This is a genomic window from Brevundimonas sp. GW821-FHT10A07, assembly GCF_059415785.1.
This window is the reverse complement of record NZ_JBWKNX010000004.1, coordinates 176,329-200,652: the sequence shown is the minus strand read 5'-3', so window position 1 is coordinate 200,652 and position 24,324 is coordinate 176,329. Positions and strand designations below refer to the sequence as shown.

24 protein-coding genes are annotated in these 24,324 nt (G+C 65.4%); 4 read left to right on the top strand and 20 right to left on the bottom strand.

Annotated features, from left to right (window positions below):
- The first annotated feature begins 173 nt into the window (after nt 1-173).
- Together AC07NC_RS04990 and AC07NC_RS04985 are read left to right on the top strand one after the other, a co-directional pair.
- Complete coding sequence (locus AC07NC_RS04990) at nt 174-1,028, top strand: helix-turn-helix transcriptional regulator (protein ID WP_490244654.1); 855 nt, start codon at nt 174-176, stop codon at nt 1,026-1,028.
- A gap of 102 nt (nt 1,029-1,130) precedes the next feature.
- Nucleotides 1,131-1,712: a TetR/AcrR family transcriptional regulator gene (locus AC07NC_RS04985; RefSeq protein ID WP_490244653.1), complete on the top strand. Its 582-nt coding sequence runs from the start codon at nt 1,131-1,133 to the stop codon at nt 1,710-1,712.
- Nucleotides 1,713-1,728: 16 nt separating this feature from the next.
- Here the strand turns inward: AC07NC_RS04985 and AC07NC_RS04980 are convergent, their stop codons facing one another.
- A complete protein-coding gene (locus AC07NC_RS04980; protein WP_494568780.1) occupies nt 1,729-3,264 on the bottom strand; it encodes an AMP-binding protein in 1,536 nt (511 codons plus the stop codon).
- Nucleotides 3,265-3,389: 125 nt separating this feature from the next.
- Here AC07NC_RS04980 and AC07NC_RS04975 point away from each other — a divergent pair, with 125 nt between their 5' ends.
- Nucleotides 3,390-4,049 (top strand): glutathione S-transferase N-terminal domain-containing protein, encoded by a 660-nt coding sequence (locus AC07NC_RS04975; protein ID WP_494568779.1) that lies wholly within the window; start codon nt 3,390-3,392, stop codon nt 4,047-4,049.
- Nucleotides 4,042-4,683, top strand: a complete 642-nt coding sequence (locus tag AC07NC_RS04970; RefSeq protein ID WP_494568778.1) for a 2-hydroxychromene-2-carboxylate isomerase — start codon at nt 4,042-4,044, stop codon at nt 4,681-4,683. Before AC07NC_RS04975 ends, AC07NC_RS04970 begins: the two co-directional genes overlap by 8 nt.
- Here the strand turns inward: AC07NC_RS04970 and AC07NC_RS04965 are convergent, their stop codons facing one another.
- From AC07NC_RS04965 to AC07NC_RS04875, 19 genes are all read right to left on the bottom strand, one after another.
- The gene (locus AC07NC_RS04965) at nt 4,684-5,922 is read right to left on the bottom strand and encodes an NAD(P)/FAD-dependent oxidoreductase (protein WP_494568777.1); all 1,239 of its coding nucleotides are present in this window, start codon (nt 5,920-5,922) and stop codon (nt 4,684-4,686) included.
- 1 nt (nt 5,923) lies between these two features.
- Nucleotides 5,924-6,241, bottom strand: coding sequence for a 2Fe-2S iron-sulfur cluster-binding protein (locus tag AC07NC_RS04960; protein WP_490243890.1), 318 nt, complete (start codon nt 6,239-6,241; stop codon nt 5,924-5,926).
- Nucleotides 6,238-7,053, bottom strand: a complete 816-nt coding sequence (locus AC07NC_RS04955; protein ID WP_494568776.1) for an enoyl-CoA hydratase/isomerase family protein — start codon at nt 7,051-7,053, stop codon at nt 6,238-6,240. Before AC07NC_RS04955 ends, AC07NC_RS04960 begins: the two co-directional genes overlap by 4 nt.
- Nucleotides 7,043-8,245 (bottom strand): acetyl-CoA acetyltransferase, encoded by a 1,203-nt coding sequence (locus tag AC07NC_RS04950; protein WP_490243892.1) that lies wholly within the window; start codon nt 8,243-8,245, stop codon nt 7,043-7,045. The genes AC07NC_RS04955 and AC07NC_RS04950 overlap by 11 nt, the downstream gene beginning before the upstream one ends.
- On the bottom strand, nt 8,245-9,714 hold the full coding sequence (locus tag AC07NC_RS04945) for an OB-fold domain-containing protein (protein ID WP_494568775.1): 1,470 nt from the start codon (nt 9,712-9,714) through the stop codon (nt 8,245-8,247). Before AC07NC_RS04945 ends, AC07NC_RS04950 begins: the two co-directional genes overlap by 1 nt.
- Nucleotides 9,711-10,619: an alpha/beta hydrolase gene (locus AC07NC_RS04940; RefSeq protein ID WP_490243894.1), complete on the bottom strand. Its 909-nt coding sequence runs from the start codon at nt 10,617-10,619 to the stop codon at nt 9,711-9,713. The genes AC07NC_RS04945 and AC07NC_RS04940 overlap by 4 nt, the downstream gene beginning before the upstream one ends.
- The gene (locus AC07NC_RS04935) at nt 10,613-11,347 is read right to left on the bottom strand and encodes an SDR family NAD(P)-dependent oxidoreductase (RefSeq protein ID WP_494568774.1); all 735 of its coding nucleotides are present in this window, start codon (nt 11,345-11,347) and stop codon (nt 10,613-10,615) included. The genes AC07NC_RS04940 and AC07NC_RS04935 overlap by 7 nt, the downstream gene beginning before the upstream one ends.
- A gap of 8 nt (nt 11,348-11,355) precedes the next feature.
- Nucleotides 11,356-12,150, bottom strand: coding sequence for an enoyl-CoA hydratase/isomerase family protein (locus AC07NC_RS04930; protein ID WP_494568773.1), 795 nt, complete (start codon nt 12,148-12,150; stop codon nt 11,356-11,358).
- Between the two features lie 39 nt (nt 12,151-12,189).
- Nucleotides 12,190-12,672, bottom strand: coding sequence for an aromatic-ring-hydroxylating dioxygenase subunit beta (locus AC07NC_RS04925; protein ID WP_490243897.1), 483 nt, complete (start codon nt 12,670-12,672; stop codon nt 12,190-12,192).
- On the bottom strand, nt 12,669-13,946 hold the full coding sequence (locus tag AC07NC_RS04920) for an aromatic ring-hydroxylating oxygenase subunit alpha (protein ID WP_494568772.1): 1,278 nt from the start codon (nt 13,944-13,946) through the stop codon (nt 12,669-12,671). The genes AC07NC_RS04925 and AC07NC_RS04920 overlap by 4 nt, the downstream gene beginning before the upstream one ends.
- Nucleotides 13,947-14,009: 63 nt before the next feature.
- Nucleotides 14,010-15,233: a CoA transferase gene (locus AC07NC_RS04915; RefSeq protein ID WP_490243899.1), complete on the bottom strand. Its 1,224-nt coding sequence runs from the start codon at nt 15,231-15,233 to the stop codon at nt 14,010-14,012.
- On the bottom strand, nt 15,230-16,900 hold the full coding sequence (locus tag AC07NC_RS04910) for an acyl-CoA dehydrogenase family protein (RefSeq protein WP_494568771.1): 1,671 nt from the start codon (nt 16,898-16,900) through the stop codon (nt 15,230-15,232). The genes AC07NC_RS04915 and AC07NC_RS04910 overlap by 4 nt, the downstream gene beginning before the upstream one ends.
- On the bottom strand, nt 16,897-17,817 hold the full coding sequence (locus AC07NC_RS04905; RefSeq protein WP_494568770.1) for an HpcH/HpaI aldolase/citrate lyase family protein: 921 nt from the start codon (nt 17,815-17,817) through the stop codon (nt 16,897-16,899). The genes AC07NC_RS04910 and AC07NC_RS04905 overlap by 4 nt, the downstream gene beginning before the upstream one ends.
- Entirely contained in the window at nt 17,804-18,664 is an 861-nt protein-coding gene (locus AC07NC_RS04900) for an HTD2 family dehydratase (protein WP_490243902.1), read from the bottom strand. The genes AC07NC_RS04905 and AC07NC_RS04900 overlap by 14 nt, the downstream gene beginning before the upstream one ends.
- Nucleotides 18,661-20,181: a 3-hydroxyacyl-CoA dehydrogenase gene (locus AC07NC_RS04895; protein WP_494568769.1), complete on the bottom strand. Its 1,521-nt coding sequence runs from the start codon at nt 20,179-20,181 to the stop codon at nt 18,661-18,663. Before AC07NC_RS04895 ends, AC07NC_RS04900 begins: the two co-directional genes overlap by 4 nt.
- A gap of 1 nt (nt 20,182) precedes the next feature.
- Nucleotides 20,183-20,971: an enoyl-CoA hydratase-related protein gene (locus AC07NC_RS04890; protein ID WP_490243904.1), complete on the bottom strand. Its 789-nt coding sequence runs from the start codon at nt 20,969-20,971 to the stop codon at nt 20,183-20,185.
- Between the two features lie 83 nt (nt 20,972-21,054).
- Nucleotides 21,055-22,215, bottom strand: a complete 1,161-nt coding sequence (locus AC07NC_RS04885; RefSeq protein WP_494568768.1) for an acyl-CoA dehydrogenase family protein — start codon at nt 22,213-22,215, stop codon at nt 21,055-21,057.
- A 14-nt stretch (nt 22,216-22,229) separates the two neighbouring features.
- On the bottom strand, nt 22,230-23,024 hold the full coding sequence (locus tag AC07NC_RS04880) for an enoyl-CoA hydratase/isomerase family protein (RefSeq protein ID WP_494568767.1): 795 nt from the start codon (nt 23,022-23,024) through the stop codon (nt 22,230-22,232).
- Nucleotides 23,021-24,319, bottom strand: coding sequence for a phytoene desaturase family protein (locus AC07NC_RS04875; protein WP_494568766.1), 1,299 nt, complete (start codon nt 24,317-24,319; stop codon nt 23,021-23,023). Before AC07NC_RS04875 ends, AC07NC_RS04880 begins: the two co-directional genes overlap by 4 nt.
- Nucleotides 24,320-24,324: the final 5 nt, after the last annotated feature.

Below are 24,324 nucleotides of genomic sequence, written 5' to 3'. Positions count from 1 at the left end.
GCCCCTGCCGGGGGGACAGTGCGGGGATTGCGGTTCGCTGTGGTCGGCGTGTGCGACGGTTGGACCTATTTACTAACCAAGCGCTTGGTATATTGTCGGGACCAATGGGAGCGACGCAGAGCGGTCCCGACCGGTGAAAACACCGGCGCAAAAACAAGCCATGGGAGGCGAACATGCAGATTACAGAGGTCGATGGGCCGATATTCGGCCGCTCAAAGGCGCACCATGGTCTCGGCGCCGTGGTCGAAAGGATCGGCACCCACGGATTTGACCAAGCCTTCATGCACTATGCCGCTTCGCTCTGCGACGCAGAGCATTTCGCACTCTACGCCATCGGTGACGAAGACTGCAGAGTCGTCGGAAGCGGGGGGCCGACAGGCTGTGGCCAGGCCGAAGGTACGGCCAAGCGCCAAGCTTGCGTCTATTCGTCCGGACAGTTCTGGCGTGTGGATCCGGCGTTGACGCCGCTGTGGAACACGGAACCGGACTGCCGACCTATCCTGGCCTATATGGATATCGCAGAAATTCAGCATGCAGAGATGCGCCAGCGGGTCTACGGCTCCCATGGCGTGCGTGAACGCATGGTCTTGTCGGCGCGCGGCCCGCGCCAGACCGTCGTCATCAGTTTCATCAACACCTATCGGCGCGGGCCGTTCGGCATTGATCACCTGCGCGCCGTCGAGCGCATGGCCGACAACATGGTTGCGATGGCGATCAAACATGTCGACATGCGTCAGGCGGCCGATGCAGCAAGCTCAGCCCTTACGTCCTTGAATGTCATCGAAGGGTGCCTGGCCCTGAGTTCGCCACGCCTGGCCAGACGCGAAGCCGAAGTGTGCGCGCGGATTCTTTACGGCATGACGTCGCTGGGTATCGCCTTGGATCTCGGAATCGGCGAGGAGAGCGCCATGACCTATCGCAAGCGGGCCTACAACCGTTTGAATATCGGCAGCCAGCGTGAACTGCTGCTGTGGTATCTCGATCAATGGGCGAGCCAGAGGGCCGCAGGCATCTCCGCACTCCACTGAAATCAGACAGACGTGAACACCAATGATATCGCGCCTCTCCCGCACGGAGAGGGTGCTGCCCCTGTCCAGGCCAGACGGCGAGGTCGCAAAAGCAGACGGGCGGTGATCATCGAGCAAGCCGCCCAGAGTTTCTACGAACTCGGGTTCGATAGAACCACTGTGCGCGACATCGCGGCGGCAGCGGGAATGACGTCGGGCAGTATCTTCTATCACTTTCCTACAAAGGAAGACCTGCTGGCCTGGGTCATACGTGAAGGGTTGACGCTCGGTCACGAGACCGCTGAACGGGCCTTATCCGGGGCGACCACGCCCGTGCAGCGTTATCACGCTCTTTTCGTGGGCCATCTCAAGGCGCTCCATGATGACCGCCATATCCATAAGGTCTCGGTACAGGAATGGTCGCGGCTCGGGGATGAAGCTCGTGTTCATCTCAAGCAGATGAACGATCGTTATCGAGAGCGATGGTTAAATGTCCTCACGGATCTGAGCCTCCAGGGGGTGTTGAAGGCTGAGCCTGAGATGGTGCGCCGTACTCTCATCGCTTCCCTGAACTGGACGCTACACTACAAGATCGAGGATCTCGTCGACCTGCCTCGCCTGGCGATCAGAATGGCCGCCGCCGGCCTGAACCTGTCCTTGTCGGAATTCGAGATCTGTCTGCAGGAAGAACAAGCGTCGCCCTAGACCGAGGAGTTCGGTATTAGAGCGTTGTCGCATAGTCCTTGCGGAGCTCGGTCTTCATGACCTTCCCCACACCGCTGAGCGGGAAGGGCGTGGAGCGGAAGCTCACGCTCTTGGGGCATTTGTAGCCGCCCAGCCTTGCTCGACACCAGTCGATCAGGTCCGATTCCTCGACGACCGCACCCGGCCGCAAGCGAACCACGGCGTGGACGGCCTCGCCCCAGAGCGGATGAGGAACGCCTATAACCGCGCATCCTTCGACTTCCTGATGGTCTCCGATGACATTCTCGACTTCGCTCGAGAAGACGTTTTCTCCCCCCGATACGATCATGTCCTTCAAACGATCCACCACATAGAGAAACCCTTCCTCGTCGAAGCGACCGACATCTCCCGTTCGCACCCAACCGTCGCGGAAGAGGGCTGCGGTGAGATCCGGTTGACGCCAATACCCCATGGAGACCGCTTGGCCCCTAACCAGGATTTCGCCTGCGTCTCCGACAGGGAGTGGGCGTCCTTCTTCGTCGGCCACGACAATGTCGTAATGGGAGTGGGGGCGGCCGACAGAGGCCAGCCGGCCGGCCAGGGGGCCGTCGACGACATGTCGGTCGGGCAAGAGCGCGCTGACGGAACCGCAGGTTTCGGTTTGACCGAAGAATTGAATGAATCTGGTTTCGGGCATGGCCTCAATGGCGGTCCGCAAAAGGGCTTCACTGATCGGCGCCGCTCCGTACCCGAAGGCGCGCACGCCTCTCAACAGACGGCGCGCCTCGGTCGACGCTTCCAGCATCATTGCGATCGACGTCGGCGCGCCGCAGAGGGTATTGACCCCTAGGTCACGGATCGCACCGAAGGTCGGGCCTACGCCGCTGGTCGGTTCGAACACGCTGACGCCGCCGGCCAGGATCATGCCCAGGAACTGGGCGAGGCCGGCGACATGAAAGACCGGCATAGCGTGTAAGTAGACGGCGTCCGGTCCGTATCCCAGGCCGTCGGCCATGACACGGGCCTCAATCTCAAGGGATCGCCCCGACTGCATCACTCCCTTGGGGCGGCCCGTGGTGCCCCCCGTATAGATGAGCGCAGCCAGTGCTTCCGGATCATAGGGTGCGGCCTCGATGGGGGCGTGCGCCTCCATCGAGGCCCAGCCTAGGCTGTCGGGATCGACGCGATCGCCGATCTCGATCCGGACGCAGTTGGCGAACGACGCCGCAGCCGTCCTGCCAACAGCGGAATGCGCGTCATCGCTGGCGATCGCCCCTACGGCGGCGTCTTCGACGATTTCGACGAGCTCGGCGGGCGACAGGCGCGTGTTCAAGGGGGCGACGACGAGGCCTGCCCATGACGCGGCGATGGTGAAGATCGCCTGTCTGGCGGAAGCATCGGCCAGAATGGCCACCCGATCTCCAGGTTTGAGGCCGGAAGCTCTAAGTCCCGCCGCGATGCGGGCGGCTTGGGTGGTGAGCTCCGTCCAGGTGATCTCGCCTAGGCGGGTTTTCACCGCTGTCGCGTTCGGCCATCGTCCGGCGGCCTCGATCGCGAGTTTGGCGTAAGCCATGGCGTTCCCCTCGTCGAATATGGTTTTTCCTAAAGAAAACCGTATTCGCCCTGGACGCCCGTCCCCGCGACGGGGACTACGGCGCCGGCGGTCCGGCGACGATCCTCCACGCGGAGGTCCAAGCAATGATCGATTTCTATTTCGACGCCACGCCAAATGCCTGGAAGGTCTCCATCATGCTGGAGGAGTGCGGCCTGGCCTATCGGCTTGTCCGGGTGGATCTCCAGGCGGGCGAGCAGTTCACGGCGGCGTTCTCGGCGATCAGCCCGAACGCGCGCATCCCCGTCATCATCGATTCTGAAGTCGCGCCGGACTTCAGCCTCTCGGAAAGCGGCGCTATCCTTCTGCATCTGGCCGAACGATCCGGCCGCCTTCTTCCCATGGCTACCGCTGACAGATTGTCCGCGATCCAGTGGTTGATGTGGCAGATGTCCGGCCTGGGCCCCACCTTGGGGCAGAACGGGCATTTCCTCCTGTATGCGCCCGAACGCATCGACTATGCCGTCGGGCGTTTCGGCACGGAAACGCGACGCCTCTATGGGGTGATGGATCGACGGCTGGAGGCGACCGGAGCCTATCTGGCGGGCTCCGACTATTCGATCGCCGACATCGCCTGTTTCCCTTGGATCATGACCCACAAGAAGCAGGGCGTGTCGCTGTCGGCCTATCCCAATGTGGCGCGCTGGTTCGCAGATCTGCGTGCGCGGCCCGCCGTTCAGAAGGGGCTTGCGGCGGCCGGAGGACCTGGAAGCGGCCCGCAGACCGGGGCGATGACCGATGCATAGGGACGACGATCAAGCCGAGTTGGAGCTGTTTTTCGACTGCGCCAGCCCCTGGTCCTATATCGGCCTTGTCATGGCGCGCGTCTTGGCGAACCGTAGCGGCGCGCGGCTGAGACTGCGTCCGGTGGTCGTCGGCGGCGTGTTCCGGATCGCGAACCCGAACTATGCGGAGCGTCGGGCGACGACGCCTCCCGCCAAGTCGGCCTATCTGATCAAGGATCTGGCGGACTGGTCAGCCTTCGCAGGACTTCGCCTTGTCTTTCCGCCCCCGGTCTTTCCCGTGAACAGCGTCATGGCGATGCGAGCCTGTTTGGCGGCTGACACGCTTGGTTTCGGCGAAACCGTCGCCCTCTCTCTGTTCAAGGCCTATTTCGACGACGGGGTGGATCTCGGCGACGCCACTGCACTGGCAGCTGTGTTGAGTTCCCACGATGAGGGCGGTCGGCTTTCGGCCCTCTCGATACGACCCGACACCAAGGCGCGCCTGATCGCTAATGCCGATGAGCTTGCAGCTCGTGGGGGCTTCGGCGTCCCCACGAGCTTTATCGGTCAAGACATGTATTTTGGAGCCGATCGTCTGTGGCTGGCCGAGGCGGCCTTGCGCCGCAAGTCTATTCCCGCCGAGCCGCACGGCTGATCAGCTCGGGGCGGCCAGATCTTTCAGCGGCGTCGACGCATCCGCCAGTCGGGCGACGTCAAGCAACGCGCCACTCTCGAGGAGCTTGCGACCCTGCACATAGTCCTTGACGGCATTGACGCAGTCCAGGGCGATGACACGGCCTTCGCGTAGATACACGACCGAGAACGCTTCGGTGTCGGGATTTCCGCGTACGACCTCCCGATCGTACCCGCCGAACAGTCCGACCGTCTGAAGGCGAAGGTCGAACTGGTTGGACCAGAACCAGGGCGTCGCCTCGTGGGGGCGCGGCGCCCCCATGATCGAGGCGACGACGGTCGCCGCCAGATCGTTGGCGTTGGGCACGGATTCCAGGCGAACGCGCGCGCCGTTCGCAAAGCGAGAGACGTGGGAGGCGCAGTCGCCCGCCGCATAGACATGGGGCAGGGACGTCGCGCCGAAGGCGTCGATGCAGATCCCGTTTTCGATGGTCGCGCCAGCTTCGGCGAGCACCTCGACTTCCGGGGTGACGCCGATGCCGACGATGACGATGTCGACCGGAAAAAGGATCCCGCCGGCTCGCACGGCCCGGACGCGCCCCTCGGAGCCCTCGAGGGCCTCGATCGTCGTCTCCGTCACCACCTTGACCCCGCGTCGCTCGTGCGCGGCCTTGAAAAACCGTGAGATGGTCGGACCTGCCACGCGCGCCAGCGGCCGCTCGGAGGCTTCGAAGACGGTCACCTCCAGCCCGAATTTTCGGAGCCCAGCGGCGGCTTCCAGGCCGATATAGCCGCCCCCGATCACGGCCGCCCGACTTGCGGTCGGCAGGTCGGCCAACAGCCGGTCGACGTCGGACCGACTGCGGACATAATGGACGCCGGAGAGATCACCGCCCTCGCAGGTGAGTCTGCGCGTGCGCGCGCCCGCCGCCCAGACCAGGTCGCCGTAGTCGATAGACGAACCGTCATCGAGCTGTACGGACCGGGCCCCCACATCGATGCCCGTGACCGTCCGCCCCAAGCGCAAGGCGACCTCACGCTCGCCCCAGAAGGCGTCTGGCCGGATCAACAGCCTGTCGAAGGTCTTCTCGCCGAGGAAATAGTCCTTACTGAGCGGCGGACGCTCGTAAGGCGGCTCGTCTTCGGCGCCGATGAGAGCGATCGATCCCTCGAACTTCTGCTGACGCAGGGCGATGGCGGTCTGGGCCCCGGCATGACCGGCTCCGACGATGACCACATCATAAGCGGAAGAAGACGCCATTTCAGGCCTCCGGCGCGATGGTGACGTGAAGGCCGCTCATCGACGGTTCGCAGTGGATTTGGCACGAAAGGCGCGAGCGGGAGTCGCGAGCGTCGGCGGCGTCGAGCAAATCGTCCTCATCCGGCGACAGCGGTTCCAGGGCGGCTGCCGCGTCGCCTTCCACATAGACGTGGCAGGTCGCGCAGGCGCACCCACCGCCACAAAGGGCTTCGATCTCGTCGAAGCCGGCGTTCCGCAGCGTCTCCATCAGGGAAAGACCTTCGGCGACTTCGATGTCGCGGGTCTCGCCTTCGCGATTGGTGACAGTCAGGCTGATCATGTAGCGGTCTCCGGCGCGCCGAGACCGATGAAGTCCGGCGCGCGTCTTTCCATCTGCGCCGCGAGTCCCTCGCGGAACTCCGGGTGCAGAAGGCAGGCTGTCTGGTCCTCGACCTCGACGACGAGGTCGCCGTCGAGGTCGAGATCACCGAAGGCGCCTAGTCGGGCGCGGATGCGCCTGGACGCCTCGCGAGGCAAGGCGGCATAGGTCTGGGCGCGCTGCACCGCCGTTTTCGCAACGGCCTCGTCATCGACGACCTCATCAGCCAGGCCGATGTCCACCGCCGTCGGTCCATCAATGGAGGCCCCGGACAGAATGATCCGGCGCGCCCTGCTCAGGCCTACCCGCATGGGCAGGCTGCGCAACAGGCCCCAGTCGGGCACCAGGCCGAGCTTGATGAAGGGAAAGAGAATGCGACTCGAACGGCCCACGACGATGTAGTCGCCCAGAAGGGCGAGACCGACGCTGGCTCCGGCCGCCACGCCCTCCACCGCCGAGACGATGGGGGCGGGCGAGCCGGCGAACAGGCGACAGAGCGTATGGCCGTGGTTCAGCCGGTCTCGCGCCTGAACCTCGGTCAGGCCGGCCATACTGGGAAGGTCGCCCCCCGCCGAAAACACGCCGCCCATGCCGCCGAAGACAACGGCGCGATGGCGGGGGTCGCCGAAGGCTCCATCGGCTGCAGACATCAGGGCTTGGCGGGTCGCCTGATCGATCGCGTTGCGCTTTTCAGGCCGGTTCAGTCGCAGCCGAACGACACCCGCAGCGGGGTGATCCAACAGGACCAGGTCGGGATCGCTGTCAGCCGTCATAGCCGCCGACGATGGAAATCGAACACACGTTCTGTGACGGTTGACCGCCGAGGTTATGGGTCAAGCCGAATTTGGGGTTGCCCAGCTGTCGCTCGCCCGCGCGTCCCTTGAGCTGAAGATACATCTCGTAGAGCATGCGGATACCGCTGGCTCCGATGGGGTGGCCGAAGCACTTCAGGCCGCCGTCGATCTGACAGGGGACCTTTCCGTCAGCGTCGTAGAAGCCGTCGAGCACATCGCGGATGGCGCCGCCTTCCGGCGAGATGAACAAGTCTTCCGTCGTGACGAGTTCGGTGATCGAGAAGCAATCGTGCACTTCCATCATGCCGATCTCTTCGCGCGGCGTCCGGATTCCGGCCTCCTCATAGGCGCGGCGAGCGGCGATCCGGGCGGTATGCACATAGCTGCCGTCCCAGGCGTTGGAATGCATCTCCCAGCCATTCGACACGGCCACCTGAAGAGCCTTGAAAGTCACCAGGTCGGTCTTGCCCAGAGCCTTTGCGATCTCGGGCGTCGTCACCAGAGCCGCTGCTGCGCCGTCCGACACGCCGCAACAGTCGAACAGGCCCAGAGGCTCGGCGATGATCGGTGCGTTGAGAACCTGTTCCTCGGTGATCGGCTTGCGGAGGTGCGCCTTGGGATTGAGCGCGCCGTTGGCGTGGCTTTTCACCGAAACATGGGCGATGGCGCGCTTCAGGTCATGACGGTCGATCCCGTGCTTGGCTTGATAGGCGCTCGCGAGCTGGGCGAAATTAGCCGGCGCGACCGCGTTCGGATACCATTGAGGGATCAGGGTGCCCACGGAGGGAAGCGGAAGGCCGCCGTAGCCGGTGTCTTTCAACTTTTCGACTCCAAGAGCCAGGGCGATGTCGCACGCTCCGGACGCGACGGCGTAGACGGCGTTGCGGACCGCTTCGGAGCCGCCGGCGCAGAAATTTTCCACGCGCGTGACGCCGATGAAGGGCAGGCGAAGGGCGATGCCCATCGGCGTGCCGCCTCGCCCGACGCCGACATCGTCCATGTGGGTGGAAAACCAGGCCGCATCGATCTGGTCGGGACCGATACCCGCGTCAGCGAGCGCCTCCGTGTAAGCTTCGACCATGAGATCTTCGGGGCTGGCGTCCCACCGCTCGCCGAAGCGGCTGCAGCCCATGCCCAGAATGGCGACCTTGTCCTTAATTCCGCTGGCCATCAGTTTGTCCTCTCGGCAGCGCGTACCGGCGTCGCCTTCCAGAAATAGCGGGTGAAACGGCGGGTTTGGTCCCGGTCCTTGACCCGGAAGACCATCTCCATGGGGGTGCCCGCCTCGACGTCTCCGGGCGCGACATCGGTGAACTCCATCAGAATCCGACCACCGCCCGCAAAGTCGATCTGACCGTAGTGATGCGGCGGGGACGGATAGTAGGAGAGGTATTCGGCCGACCAGCTCAGGATATGCGCCGGACGATCCGCGAGCGGATAGGGAACCTGCGTGTCAAGCGCGGCGCCCTGCGGGTCGTAGCTCAGCCGGGACGGCGGAAAATGCACGCTGCCGGTCTGCGTGCAACGGCCGCCGACCAGGCCCATGATGGCCCGCCGATGCCGATGCAGGGTGGTTAGAGCGGTCTTCTTGTCCTGCTCGCCACGCATGCCCTTCTCGAGCTCCAGTTGTCCGCGATAGGCGAGCATGCGCGTGTAATTGTTCTCCGTGACCCCGCGCTCGAGCCACCCGGCCAGACCGCGCTGCGGGGTCCACTCGGCCAGCCTGTCGGTGGTGCGCCAGACCACGGCCTCCGCGCCGTTTCCGAACTCCAGCATCAGAATGACGGCGCCCGGACGGGCGGTCGGCAACAGGCCGGTCAGGAGCAGCAGTCCGTGTCCCACGCCTGTGTCGCCGAGGCGGTCCGCGAGGTCGTCGACGACCGCCTCGGGTTTGATCTCGAGCTGGCGCGCCACTTGTGCGGACATGCCCTTGAGGCTCGTGGGAAAGATGAAGTGATCGACCTCGGCGCCCGACAGCCCGGCCTTGCGCAGCGCTTCCGCCGCAGCCTTGGGCGCAATCTTGGACACGCCTTCGTCGCGGATCCAGCGCTCTTCCCAGACATAGTCGATGTCCTCGCCCGATTGCCGGAAGCGGTCGACGAAATCGACGGTCAGGGTCGAGGACGACAGCCGTTCCGCCAGCACGTTCTCGGAGCCGAGAAGCAGGGCGGCGGCCCCGTCTCCAAACTCCAGTTCGGACGCGCTCGCGGCGCGGGAAATCCTGAGATCCGACGCCGCGACCAGCACGGGCGCCTCGCCCTGGCGGACACGGTCGAGCGTGAGGTTGACGGCGGACAGACCCGCACGCCGGCTGCCTGCGACATCCAGGGCGGACACCGTCTCGTCCAGGTCGAGTGCGGCGGCGACGACGCCGGCGTTCAGTCGATCGGCGAACGGCAGGGTGGTGGACGCCAGCACCACGCCGCTAAGCGCACGGCTCTCATGCGAGGGAGGAAGGCAATCACGTGCGGCGGCCACCGCCATGGTGATCGTGTCCTCGTCCCAGTTGGCGAGGGACCGCTCGCCCTTCGCCTTGCCCTTGAGGCCCGGCGCGAACCACGCATTGGCTTGGTGAACGGCCTGGCGGCTCATCCGCAGCCGCGGCACATAGGCGCCGAATCCGACGATGCCTGATGTCATGCTCTCACTTCCTTGATGCGGCCCAGTCGGGGGGACAGGAACCTGCCGATTTCGGCCACGGCCTCTCGGGCCTCCGTCAGGTCTTCCGGAAACTGCTGGAAGACGTGGATCATTTCCGCCCAGACCTGCAGGCGGGCCTCCACGCCGGCGGAACGCGCCGCTGCCACGAGGTTGCGGGAATCGTCCAGCACCGTTTCCCTGTCTCCGACTTGAACCAGGATCGGCGGCAAGCCCGAGAGCTCCGCGTTCAGGGGGGAGGCCATCGGTTGCGCGGGATCGGCGCCCGCCAGATAGCGCCCCGCCATGGCCAGGATCATGCCGCGTTGATGGATGGGATCCGCTGCGGACCGGCTGACGTAGCTTTCCCCCTTGGCCTCCAGATCCGTCCAGGGCGAGAGCAGTACGACGGCGGCTGGCAGACGTTCGCCGGCGCCACGCAAGGCCAGGGTCGCGGCCAGGGCGAGATTGCCGCCTGCGGAATCCCCGACGAACGCGACCTTGTTCAGATCGACACCGCGCGCGGTCAGGGCGCGACAGGCGGCCAGAGCATCGTCGAGAGCGGCGGGAAAGACATGTTCGGGGGCCCGGCGATAGCCCAGACACAGGCCTGTCGCTCCTGTCGCGGCGGATATGCGGGCGATAAGGTCTGCATGGGATCGGGGCGAGCCGACGAGATAGCCGCCACCATGGAAATAGACGAACAGACGATCCGGGTCGGCGTCGCCGGCTGTGATCCTGACGGCGTCCACGCCGTCGAGCCGCTCGGCTTCGAGGCGCGCGTCGTCCGGCTGGCGCCCGAACAGATTGTCCCAGTCCTGGCGCATCGCCTCAGGCGGCGTATCCCGGCGCCACCCACCGTAGACGGCCAGCACCCGCGCGATCACCCGGTCGATCGGCGTCAACATCTCATACCTCCGGAAACCCCCAGGGTCTCGGCGGTGATGAAGCCCGCGGACTCGCTGGCCAGGAAGCCGACAGCGGCGGCGACTTCGGACGGATCCCCCAATCGTCGCAGAAGAGTGGCGTCTTCCATGGCTTTCAGCAGACGACCCCCGCCTGCATCGACCGCCTTTTCGAGCAACGGCGTACGAACCGGTCCAGGAGCGACGACATTGGCGGTAATGCCGAAGCGGGCGTTCTCGCGCGCCAGGGACTTGGTGAAGGCGATCACCCCTCCCTTGGCCGCCGCGTAGACCGCGCCCCCTTTGGAGCCCATACGGCCCGCCTCCGAGGCGACATTGATGATCCGACCGAAGCCGGCCGCCTGCATGGCTGGCAGAACGGCGTGAGTACAGGCCAGCACGGAAATGAGGTTCACGGCCAGAAGGTCCGACCAGACCGCTGGCGTGGTCTCCGTGAAGAAGGCGTGCTGGTCGCGGCCGGCGTTGTTGACCAGGATATCGAAATCGCCCAGGCGGCCGAGCGCCGTGGCGACGGCGGCGGGGTCGGACACGTCGAGCTCGACCGCGCGGGCGGCGCTGGCTTCCACCTCGGGCGACAGACCTGTCAGGTGCAGATCGGCATAGGTCACTGTGGCCCCACGACGGAGCAGTTCGAGGACGATGGCGGCTCCGATGCCGCGTCCGCCGCCGGTCACGAACGCATGACGCCCGGCCAGCGAGTCCGGAGACACGTCGATCCTCATTGGCCGACGAACTGCGGTTGGCGCTTTTCTATCACCGCGGCCAGCCCTTCCTTGGCGTCGGCGGTACGGGCCAGTTCGGCGACGGTGCGCGCTTCCTCGGGCAGTGCGGCTTCGAAACCGAGGCCCAGGCCGTTCCAGAGCAGTCGTTTGGTGGCGGCCAGGGCTTTGGGCGCGCCTCGGGAGAGCTCCCGGGCGAGATCCTCGATGTCCTGGTCCAGACGGTCGTCTTCCGAGACTGAGGTCACCAGCCCCATGTCCAGGGCCTGTGGTGCGGTGATGACCGGGTTGCGCAGAAGAATATTGGTCGCCTGCCGAAAGCCGACCAGCCGTTGCAACAGAACGGAGCTGCCGGCGTCGGGAGCCATGCCGACCCGGGTGGCCCCGGCAAGGAACTTGGCCGATGCACCTGCGAGGACGAAGTCGGAAGCGCAGACAAGGCCGAGACCGCCGCCGCCGGCGGCGAAACCCTGAACGCCGGTGACGACGGGCGCCTCGAGGCGCGCCAGGGCTCCGCTGACGACCTGAAGATAGGCCGTCGCTTCCCGCAGATAATCGGGCAGGGCGTCGCCACGGCTTGCGAAATCCTTCACATCGCCGCCGGCGCAGAAGTGAGGTCCCGCGCCACGAAGAACCAGCACCCTGAGATCGGCGCGTCCATGGCAGACCATCAGGGCTTCGTGGAAGGCCTTGAGAAGTTCCACGCTCAGGCCGTTGGCGGCGGCGGGGCGATTCAGCGTGAGACGGGCGATGCCGTCCGACAACGAGAGAAGTACAGGTCCGTCGGTGATCACGACACGGTCCTTGAAAGTAAGGAAAGAGGGGCGCGCGACCTAGATCAGGAAGGCGAGCGTGAAGAGCGCCTGCTCATTGTTGGTCAGGAAGACGTTCTTGCGCTCCATGCGCAGCTCGTCACCGTCGCGGCGCAGCCAGTACTCGTTGCGGACCGACCAAAGCGTGTCGGCGCGCAGCGTGGATTCGAACACGAGAGCGTTCGAGAAGACTTGAATCCGCTTCGAGTAGGCCTCGCCGATCTCGATGTTCGACACCACGCGACGCACCCGGGAGCGAGGCGCCTGGGCATGTCGCTTGCCGGTATGCAGCTGGCGGATACGCAGGGCGATGCGGGAGCGGTTGTCGTAGATGATCGACATCTCCTTTTCCGGATCGATGGCGTCGCCATTGGCTGGCACCCAGTAGACGCCGTCGTCCGTCCAGAGGGCTTCCCACTCGTCGTACTGATGTTCGTCCTGGAGGCGAGCCTCTCGGTAGATGAAGGCCGTGACCTCGGTCAGCAACTCCTGTCGCGCGCTCACGCTCCGGCCTCCATCACGGTCAGGTAGTGGCGCCAGATTCCCCGCGAGGGCACCTCGTCCGTCGAGTGGCCGACCGTATAGCCATCTTCATCCAGGCGTTCGCGTTGCGAGCCTCGTCCGAGGAAGAGCCAAGGCGGCGTCAGCTGTTCCGCGCCGCGTTGGTTGCGCTCGTACATCTCGGTGTCGTCGGCCAGGAGAAGGCCCGCCGGGCCAACGGATCCCATGGTCTGTTGCCGCATGCGCCGGTTCAGATCGGGTGCGCCCTTGAACTGGAGTGCGGTGACATGCTGGACCGTTTCGTTCACCGACAGGGGCTGGATGACGAAAATCTGGATTTCCGCAATGAAGAGGTTCGGGAAGATCATCACGTGGGGCGTGCCGTCGATCATGATCTCGCGCGCCTTGTCGGCGCCGTAGGCGGCCTGCATGCTGGCGACATAGTCGGGCAATCGCTCGGCCGTCGTGCCGAACCAGCGCATGGGAACGTCCGCCTTGCGGAATTCGGGCCGCAGATCGACTTCGCTGTGACCGCCGCCGAAATCACGAGTGAGGGCGGTGGAACGGTCGCCGTAATAGGTGCCGATGGCGCTGTCGGCGACTGAGAAGATCGAGCTGTGGACGAAGGCCGGATGGTAGCCGTCGCATTCGTTCTCGAGAATGAACTTCCAGTTGGTGCGGGCGCGGTGCTTGAGGAAGCCGGCGGTGATCTCGACCTGACCTTCGGGTGAGGTTTGAACGAGCCGGTCCAGCGTTTCCGCTGCGCCGCCCAGATGCTCCTTCAGGGTGATCCCTTCGGCTGCAAAGGAGCCGAAGACGAAGCCCTGGTAGGATTCCACACGAGGCAGGCTGCCCAGGCCGAGGCTCTTCTTGTCGGCGTCAGGATTGTCCCGGTACCCGTCAGGGAAGGCGAAGCCGATCAGGTCGCCGGTATTGGAGAAGGTCCAGGAATGATAGGGGCAGGTGAAGGCCCGGGCATTGCCCTTGTCCTTCAGGCAGACCTGATTGCCGCGGTGAGAGCACCGATTTTGCAGCAGATGGATCTGACCCTTGTTGTCTCTGGTCATGATCACGGGTTGGGGCCCGATCGACTTCATGACGAAGTCGTTGTTGGCGGGCACCTCGCTCTCGTGACCGACGTAGACCCAGCCCTTGTACCAGATCGCCTCCAGCTCGGCCTGGAAGAGGGCTTCGTCCGTATAGACCGAGCCGTGCACTCGGTTCGTCTCCACGAGCTGAGAGACGTCGGGGCGGGTTTTTTCAAGTGTGATGGACATTGTCGATCTCCTGCCGAGAGACGTAGCGACATTCCCGTTCCGCCAATGTCCCCGTTCTCGGGGTCAGGCGTTCGTGCGCGTGTCCAGAGCTCCGGCTAGGCCGCGGTCATGGAGATCTCCGACGGCCGCCGAACTCAGTCCCACGAGCTCGAGCAACACCTCGTCCGTATGTTCCCCGAGGCGGGGAGCGGGGGCGGCGGGCGTGCGGGGATCGTCCGAGAAGGCGAGCGGCAGTCCAGGCGTCAGCAAAGATCCGAGCCCTGGGTGCGCCACCCGCGAGAACATGGGATTGTCCAGGTTGCAGTTGGGGTGGCTGGCGACCATCTCCTGGACAGTGCGATAGGCGCCCCAGCAGACGCCGTGCCGATCGAAGGCTTCGGACACCTCGGCCAGCGAACGCGCCGCGATCCAGGGGGACACCAGATCAGCGATCTGTTGGCGAGCTTTGAAGCGGTCGCCTTCGCGCAAGAGATCCACACCGAGACCGGTCTCGATGACCGTCAGGTCTTCGGCGATGCCGGTCGCCTCGACGAGGGCGCGCCACTGTTTTCCGGTCAGACCGACCACCATCACCCGGCCCCCGTCCGCACAGGGGAAATCGCGTCCGAAGGCGCCGAACAGATCATTGCCTGCCGGCGTCCGCTCAAGACCCAGTTCGACTTCGCCGATAAAACCCAGATGCCCCATGGCTGCCAAGGCCACATCCTCGAGCGCGAGGGTGACGTGTTGACCTTCGCCCGTGAGCCGGCGCTTGCGTTCGGCCGCCAGAAGGCCGGTGGCCGCCATCTGACCCGTGATCAAGTCCCAAGCCGGCAGCACATGATTGACAGGCGCGTCCTGAGGACCGGTCAGAAACGGCAGGCCCGTGCCGGGATTCACGGTATAGTCGACCGCCGATCCGCCGTGGCGGTCCCCTAGGACTGTCAGTTGGATGAGGTCCTTGCGTCGGGCCCGCAAGGCGTCATGCGCCAGCCATCCACGCGGTGGAAAATTGGTCAGGAACATCCCGGCGTCCGGCCCTGGCGCGCAGATGATGGCCTGGGCCAGTTCGCGGCCTTCCTCGCGCGTCAGATCCAGGGCGACAGACTTCTTGCCCTTGTTGAGACCCGCCCAGAAGAGACTGGCCCCACTGGGGCCCACGGGCCACCGGTTATGGTCGAGCCCGCCCGACACGCCGTCGATACGAATGACCTCCGCCCCGAGTTGAGCCAGGGTCATTCCACCGAGAGGCGCCGCGACGAAGGCGGAGGCCTCCACCAACCTCAAGCCCGCGAGAACTTGCGTCATGCCGCCAGACCGCGCAGGGCGTCGTCGAGCAGACTGCGGGCGATCACCTTGAGCGCCAACGTCTCCTCGGCGCCCTCGAAGATCGAGAGCACGCGCGCGTCCACGAAGTAGCGGCTGACGGGGGTCTCCTCGGCGTATCCCATGCCGCCATGTATCTGCAGGGCTTCACGGGTCACGATCTCGGCGGACCGGCATGCGAAGAGCTTGGCGAGGCTGGCCTCCATCTGGGCCTCGCCCTCATCGAGGCGGCGGGCGACCTGATAGGCCAGTTGCCGGCTGGCGGCATATCGCGCCGCCATTCGCACCAATTTGGCGCGCGTGAGCTGATAGGTTCCGAGCGCGGCGCCAAAGACCTTGCGATCTGCGGCGTAGGAAAGCGCAACGTCTATGGCCGAACGCATGACGCCACAGGCGCGCGCGGCAGTCTGCATGCGGCCTCCGGTCATCCCGGCCATGGTGAAATAGAAGCCTCGGCCCAGACCCGCTTCCCCACCAAGCAGATTGGCGTCCGGCACGAAGAAGTTCTCGAACGCCAGATCAAACGAGTGCATGCCGCGATAGCCGATGGTCGGAATGGCCTTGCCCGAGAGGCGGCCGCCATCGTCCTGAACGAGCTCGAAGGCATGAGCGCTGGTCGAGGGCTTTTCGACCAGCAGGATGCTGAGCCCACGGTGACCGAGCGATCTGTCGGGATGGGTGCGGGCGACGACCATCAGCAATCCGGCCTTGCCGGCGAAGGTGCACCAGGTCTTTGCCCCGTCCAGTCTCCAGCCGCCGTCGACCTGTGTCGCCCTTAGGGAAAGTCCCGCCACGTCCGAACCATAGTCCGGTTCCGTGATCGCGATGCCGCAGAGCGGCTGGCCCACCGCCACCTTGGGCAACCAGTGCGCCTTCTGCGCCTCTGTGCCGCCGGCTAGAATGGCGCGGGTCATGATCTCGGGGCGCGTGATCAAGCTGCCTGCCGCAGCAAGAGACGCCTGAGACAGGGCCTCGGTGACCACCATCATGGACAGGGTGTCCTCCCGCTCGTCCGGCGCGCTGCCGCCGTACCGAGAGGGGACGGATAGGCCAAAGACGCCCATCTCGCGCATCGGCTCCAGAATTTCCTCCGGCACGGTCAGATCGTGGCGGTGGATTTCTTCCGCCCGGGGCGCGACGAGATCCTGGCCGAAGCGATAAAAGACGTCCCGCATCATCGTCCGATCCTCATCCAGATCCACGAGGCCGAATGCTGCGCCGTGCGAGATGAGGCGTTCGCCGAGATCGTCCAGCCTCGCGGCCGAGAGCCCCTCGTGCAGCACCTTCGCATACGCCGGCGTGGACTGGAGTCGTAGCAGCCCCTCACGCAGAGCTGGCTGATCGACGGCGAGAAGATCCAGTCGCTGGGCGAGGATGGCCACCGCTTCCCCGAGGAAGGCCGCCGCCAGTCCGACGCTCGTCGGATCGGCTGTGTCCGCGCCTGAGGCGACGGCTCGACCCGCCAGAAGGTCGGCGGTTGCGGACGCCAGTTCGAATGCGCGGGACTGGTTTCGGTCGAACCGTTCCGCGTTGATGCGTCCGTTCACAGCGCAGTCGGCGACGAGGCCGTCGGTCGCCTGGGACAGGAGCGCGGCGAAGCCGTCGAGAAGGGGGGCGGCCTCGTGGAGGGCCGAGGGGAACTGCGTCATTTGGAGTCTCCGCGGTCCGATGGCGCATCGATCTCGTCGAGCGCGTCCGGGCCGTGCAGGTGAATAGCTTTATTGAGAAGGGCCCGGGCGCGCGCCGCCACCGGCGCGTCGATCATTCGCCCATCGAGCCTGGCCGCCCCCTGACCCGCAGCCTCCGCGCTAGCGAGCGCTTCCACGATGCGACGTGCATCCTCGATCGCCGCCGCCGAGGGTGAGAAGGCCGCGTTCAGACACTCGACCTGCCGGGGGTGGATGCAGAAGGCGCCGACAAACCCCATCTCGGCACCGCGAACGGCGTTCCGACCGAAGGCGTCCAGATCGGAGAACTCCCCGATTGAACCGGGGAACCCGTAGGGGAGCAGACCGTGCCGGCGGCAGGCGAAGGCCACCTGTTGGTTGGGCCAGTAGAGGGTTTCCGGCGTCGGCGTCATGGCCGCCGACTTGGAGAAGTCCTCCGGTCCGAGCGAGAGGCCGATGAGACGGGGTCCCCTACAGATGTCGTCCAGCGCCGCCAGGGCCTCGACATCCTCAATCTGACCGATCACGCCGATGTCGCCTTGCGCCAGTCCGCGAGACGCCTCCAGCCTCCCCAGAAGACCGTCCAGCACCGCAAGGGCGTCAGAGGTCCCGATCTTGGGCGCGACAATCGCGCGTAATCCCGGCGTCACGGCCGCCTCGAGGTCGAGGACGGCCAGATCGGGCTCGGCGTTGATCCTGACGAGGACATCGATCGAACCGGACAGGGATGTGATCGTAGCGGCGAGGCCTTCACGCGCCGTCGACTTGCGGTCTGCCGGAACGCTGTCTTCCAGATCGAGGATGACGGCGTCCGCCCCGGATCGCGGCGCCGCGGCCACGAACTTCGGGGTATGGGCCGGCACGAAGAGCAAGGAACGCCAGGTCTCAGGCCCCGCCATGACTTACCTCCTTGGTCAGCGCCGCCTTGGCGCGCATTCCCAGCCCTCGCGGCGTCTCGCTCCAGAGATCCGCCGCCTCGCCGAGATCACGGCCGCACAGACCCAGCGGTTCGTCTGCGAAGGCGGGGCCGGTCGCGCGGAACTCAAAGGCGCTTATCGCGCGCCCGGATCGCCGTGCGGCCAGCTCCAGCAGAAGGATGGCCGAATAGGGCCCCTGCACGACGAGGCCGGGATAGTGCTCGACCGTTTCGGCATATGGACGGTCGTAATGGATCCGGTGCCCGTTGAAGGTCAGGGCGGAAAATCGGAACAGGGATACCGGATCGACAGCGCCTTCGGCACGCCAGTCCGCCTCCTGTGCGACCGAAGAGGGGCCGGGGGCCGGCGCGTCCGGTGCGGAGGGCATGGCGCGATAGACCAGCGTCTGCTCTTCGCGGATCCGCAGCCGTCCTTCCTGCTCCAGGTGATGCTCGAGAACCACGAACACCATCTCGCCGGACGCACCGGTCTTGGGGGTGATGGAGGCGATCCTGCTGGTTTTCTTCGCCAGAACGCCGAGCGTCAGAGGCTCGAGCATCTCGAAACGCCCGGCCGCCCACATCCGCCGCTCAAGCGCGATCGGTGGCAGGAAGCCGCCGCGACGGGGGTGGCCGTCGGGGCCGGTGGCGGCTGGCCCGGGAGTCTCGAGAAAATAGAGCCATTGCCATCCGGGGGGCAGGGCGTCGCCTTGCTCCGGCGCAGTGTCGCGCCCGAGCAAGGCGCTCAGGGCGACAGCCGGGAAGGGCGCGATGAGGTCGAGCCGTTCGGTGGTTCGCCCGATCCATTCGGAATAATCGATCCTGCTCATGCCGGGTTCCGGTGGAGCAGGGACAGGCCGAGAGCCGCGCGCTGACGAAGCCACGGCGACACACGATATCGGGGATCGCCCGTCGTCTCCCGGATCGCGTCCAGAATGGCCACGACCCGGTCCGGGCCGATTTCGTCGCCCCAGGCCAACGGCCCTTTGGGATAGCCGAGGCCCAGTTGGACGGCGTCGTCGATGTCATGGACATCCGCGATCCCGCGTTGTGCGATTTGACAGGCGATGTTGATGATGACCGACAGGACGCGCTGCGTGACGAAGCCCGGGCTGTCGGCGATGATGGTCGCCGGCGTTTCGCCGCCGCCAAGAAGCCAAAGGGCCCGTGATCTGGTGAGGGGAGAACAGGCAGGGGTGACCATGAGCGTTCGCCGCCGGTCCAGACCGGTGAGCGGGTCTACCGCGACGGCGCGCGTCGGGTCGTATCCCCGCTCCCGGCAGACGCTAGAGAGCTCTCGCCCCCAGGGCTGAACGAGAATGAGGACGTCGTCATCTTCGGCATCGGGCGCGGGCACGCCGTTCTGCTCCATCCCTGCCTTGATCAGACCCTCGTAGTGGGGGCTGTCCGGTGCGACCCAGAACCGACCTGCGCTCTCGACGGGGGGCGCCGGGGGCGCCGCCGACTCTGTCGGAGGAGCGCTGTAGTCGTACCATCCGCGACCTGATTTGCGGCCATAGAGGCCGGCGGCGATCCGTGGCGGGACCAGGGAGGAGGGCCTGAAGCGCGGCTCGAACTGAAACTGTTCGAAAATGCCGGTGAGCACGCGGCCCGAGACGTCGATCCCTGTCAGATCGAACAGTTCGAACGGGCCCATCCTGAAACCGGCGGCGTCCCGCAGCACCTGATCGATCTGCGCATGATCGGCAATGCGGTCTTCCAGGAGGGCCAGGCCCTCGGTGTAAAGGCCGCGACCGGCATGGTTCACCAGAAAGCCCGGCTGGTCGGAGGCCACTACGGCCCGGTGACCGGCCCCTTCTGTGATTGCCTTGAGGCGGGTGACCGTGTCCGCCGAGGTGCGTACGGCGGAGATGACCTCAGCCACCTTCATCAGGGGCACGGGATTGAAGAAATGCAGTCCGGCGATGCGTTCGGGCCTGCGAGCGCCCGCAGCGATTTCCGCGACCAGAAGGGAGGAGGTGTTCGACGCGATCAGGGCTTCATCGGACAGGATCGCTTCAAGCCGCTCGACGAGCTGTCTCTTGGCGCTGATTTCCTCGACGATGGCCTCGATGACGACGTCGCAGTTCGAAAGCGCCTTCAGATCGTCCACGGCGCTCAGCCGCTCCGAAGCGGCCGCCGCTGCCTCGGGCGTCATGCGCCCCTTGCCCGAAAGCTGGCCGAGCAGGGCCGTGATCTGGCCGAGCGACTGCGAAGCGGCCCCGGGATTGGCGTCGAAAAGCGCGACGCGGTGACCAGCGACGGCGAATAGCTGGGCGATCCCGCGCCCCATCACGCCGGCGCCCACGACGCCGATGAAAAGGGAATTGGTCGAGGTCGAGATCATTTCAGCGTCCGGAGAACTGGGGTTTGCGGCGTTCCAGGAAGGCGCGCATGCCCTCGGTCTTGTCCGCCGTGTCGAAGAGCAGGAGGAACTCCCGGTTCTCCAGGGCGAGGGCGGCCTCCAGGGGAAGGTCAGCGCCGGCGGCCAGGTTGCGCTTTATGGCGCCCATGGCCTTGGGCGGCATGGCGGCGATACGGTTTGCGAGCTCGAGGGCGCGGGGCAGGGCGTCTTCGCCGTCCGCCAACGCACTGACCAGGCCGAGCGCATGGGCGCGGGGGGCGTCGAGGGGGTCGCCGGAGAGCAACATCAGGCTCGCCGCCTTGGGGCCGATCAGCCGCGTCAGCCGCTGAACACCGCCGGCGCCGGGCATGATCCCGACCGCGGCCTCCGGTTGACCGAACCGTGCTGCCGGCGACGCCACGATGATGTCGGTCATCATCGCCAGTTCGCATCCCGCGCCGAAAGCGACGCCGTTGACCGCAGCGATCACGGGCTTGGGGCAATCCCGGACCGGTCGCCAGTAACCGGGCAGGTCCAGGTCCGCCGCTTCCTGCGCACCCAGATCAACGAGCATGTTCAGGTCGGCGCCGGCCGCGAAGACGCTCTCGCCTCCGGTCAGCACAATGCAACGCGTCTGGGTATCCACGGCCAGATCCCTGAAGGCTTCCGCAATGGCGGCGCGCATAGGAATGTCGAGGGCGTTGCGCTTGTCGGGGCGATTGAGGACGACCAGGGCGACGCCGGTCGCCGGACGGTCGATACGGACGCGCGGGGAGGAGGGCGCGTCAGTCATGGATGCAGCAGCGAGGTTGGACAGTCATTCGCGCAAACTGTCCGAAGAGGCGCCGGCCGACACGTCCCGGCGCCGGGGACGGGCTAGAGACGTTTCGCCACTTCGTCGTACATCACTTCGGTGGCTCCGCCCCCTATCGACAGGAGGCGCATGTCTCGACTGATGCGTTCGACGGGAACCCCGCGAATGTAGCCGCTTCCGCCGTGATACTGCACGCATTTGTAGAGGATGCGATTGCCGAGATCCGGCACATAGGCCTTCAACATGGCGCCCTCCATTTGGATCGCCTCGCCGCGCCCGGCCTTGAGGGCGACCATATAGGTCATCGCTCTCGCGGCCAGAAGTTCCGTGACGAGCTTGGCCATCTCCTGCCGGATGGCCTGAAGATCCCACAGGGTGCGCCCGTAGGCTTGCCGTTCCCGGACCCAGGCCATGGTGGCGTCAATAGCCGCCTGGGCCAGGCCGAGAACCTGCCCTGCAGCGCACAACCGCTCATGATCGAGCCCCTTCATCATGTAATAGAAGCCCTTGCCCTCCTCGCCGAGTAGGTTGGCCGCCGGAACCCTCGCATTGTCGAAAAAGAGTTCGCCTGTGTCGGAGCTCAGCCAACCCGTCTTGTTGAACGCGGTTCCGTTGGTGAAGCCGGGGGTATTGCGTTCGACGACGAACAGGGAGAACCCGCTTCCGCCCTTGGCGTCTTCCGAGGTTCGGGCCACGACGAAGAAGACGTCCGCCGTATTGGCGTTGGTGATGTAGATCTTGGATCCATTCAGTACATAGTCGTCGCCGTCGCGCCGCGCGAAGGTGGCGATGCGCGTCAGGTCCGAACCTCCGCGCGGCTCCGTCACGCCCAGGGCGCAAATCCGGTCACCCGACAGAATCCCGGGCAGGAATCTGGCCTTCTGTTCGGCCGTCCCCACACGGGCCAGATGCAGGGCGGACATGTCGCTGTGCACGGTCAGGGCGGCGGTGGGGCCGCCGAAGCCTGAACGGCCCAATTCCTCGTTCAGGATCACCGACGCCGCAGCATCCATTCCAGATCCGCCGTCAGCTTCGGGAAAGGCCAGACCAAGAAGGCCGAGTTCGCCAAACCGTCGGAACGTCTCCGCAGGCGTGCGTCCCTCCACTTCCCAAGCTTCCGCGTGCGGCACGATTTCCTCGCGCACCAAGCGCGCGATCTGATCGCGCAGCAAGCGATGATCCTCGGTCAGAAAGGCGCCGTCGATATTCAGGGTGTCCGTCATCAAGATTGTCCAGATCAGCGGCCGATGAAGTTCGGCGATTTGCGTGCGAGGAGCGCCCCGATCGCCTGCCCGGCGTCTTCGGTGTCAGCCAGAACCGCCAGGGCGCGCGACTCCGCATCGAGGTGCGCCGCAAGAGACTGGGTGAGGCCCTCGGCCGCCAGTCGTTTGACCGCTCCAAAGGCCAGGGTTGGGCCAGCGGCGATTTCGGAGGCGAAGGCAAGGGCCCGATCGTCGAGCGTCTCGTCCGGGACGACTTCGCTGACAATGCCGAGTGCCAGGGCCTCGGTGGCCTTCACACGACGCCCCGTCAGATAGAGAGCCTGGAAACTGCGAAGCCCGATCAAGCGCGGCAGTGTCCACGTCAGGCCGCCGTCAGCGCTGAATCCGACGCCCGTATAGGCATAGGAGAACTGCGCTTCGCTCGAGGCGATGACATAGTCCGAGATCGCCGCAAGCGACAGTCCGGCCCCCGAGGCCGCTCCGCGAACGGCGCAGATCACCGGTGCGTTCATCTGGCCTAGCAGTGCGATGGCCGCGTGGAAGTCTATGGTCATATCGCGAACGCTTGACCCGCGGTCCTTCTGGCGCGCGATATGGGCCAGATCTCCTCCAAAGCAGAAGTTGCGACCTTCCGCCTTTAGCAAAACAGCCCGCACCTCGGATCCGGAACAGGCCAAGGCCGCTTGCCTCAATTCGAGCCCCGCTTGGCCGTCGAGCGCATTGCCGGCTTCAGGCCGGGTCAGGGTGATCACGGCCAGGCCGTTCGAAATGGACAGGGTCACCCTGGGGCTTTCGGCAGGCGCGCTCACGCCGCGCGCTCCAGCCATGCGAGCGCCTCGACACTGACCAAGCGGGCCGTTTCGGCGCAGGCCTCGGTGCCGCCGGCCCCGTAGGTCTTGACCCCGTCGCCGACGTTCCACAGGTTCCGGATCGGTGTCGATTGTTCGATGTCATAGCCTGCGCAGGTCCGTTGTGCCGGCCATTCGTCGCGCATCACCTTGATGTTCAGCAGACGCGCCTGCCGGAATCCGGGATACTCCTTGCGGAGTTCTTCCAGGGAGGCCTCGATTTCGCTTTCGTCGTCGAAATCCGATGTTGCGGGTTTCGGAACCGCGTAGGCCTTGTAGAGACGCCAGCCTTCCGGAGCCATTTCCGGACAGGTCGCGGTCATGTCTGCAATATTGCAGAGTCTGTCCGTGTCACCGAATGTGACCAGGCCCGGCGCATCTACCAAGGCGTCCCGGCTGGCGAAATCGATCACGATATTTGCCGCCGGCCTGAGAACCTTTCTGGCGCGCGACACATAGTCGGACGTCAAGACGTCTTCGCCGGTCAGTCCGATCGTAGCGATCGGACCGGCGTTGCTGATGATCAGGTCGGCGTCGATGCGTTCGACGGATCCGCCCCGGCGAAGAGTGATCCCCGTGGCGAGGCCGTTCTCGACATGGATTTTTTCGACGGTGGCGTTCAACCGGATTTCTGCGCCCGCCTTCTGGACGGCGTCCCCGAGATCGTTCCACAGACCGATGGTGCCCCGCGGGCAAAAGCCGAAGCGTTTGAACGCACCCTTGGTGCCGAAATAGACCAGGAACGCTCGTGCGGGCAGCTCGTCGGCATTGGCGGCGAAGATGGCGGCGCAGAGATTGCGGAACAGACGGTGGACGGTCTTGTTGTTGGTGATGCCTGCCAGCCATTCTGCAGTGCTCAGACGGGCTTCAGGCAGATCGCCCGCGCGGGCGTCGGCGAATTTGGCGCCGATCTTGGCCGCCTGTTTCGTCAGCCCGCCGAGCAGCATCGCCCACCCGCCCTTGGAAACATTGACGGTCTTGCCGTCTATGCGGAAGACCGTCGCCGGACTCGGCTCTCGAATGTCGAGGTCCAGACCCATGAGCTGGAAAGTTTCGTCGAACACGCCGCCACGTTCGATCGCGATGGCGCCGACGTTGAGGATGAACCCCTCCTTCTCAAAGGAAGTGGCCCGCCCGCCGAGCCGGTCCTGAGCCTCGACCAAGAGCACGCTCTTGCCGGCCTTAACCAGGCGAGCTGCGGCGCTGAGGCCGCCCGCACCTGCGCCGATTATGATCGCATCGTAGTTGCTGGGCATCGTCG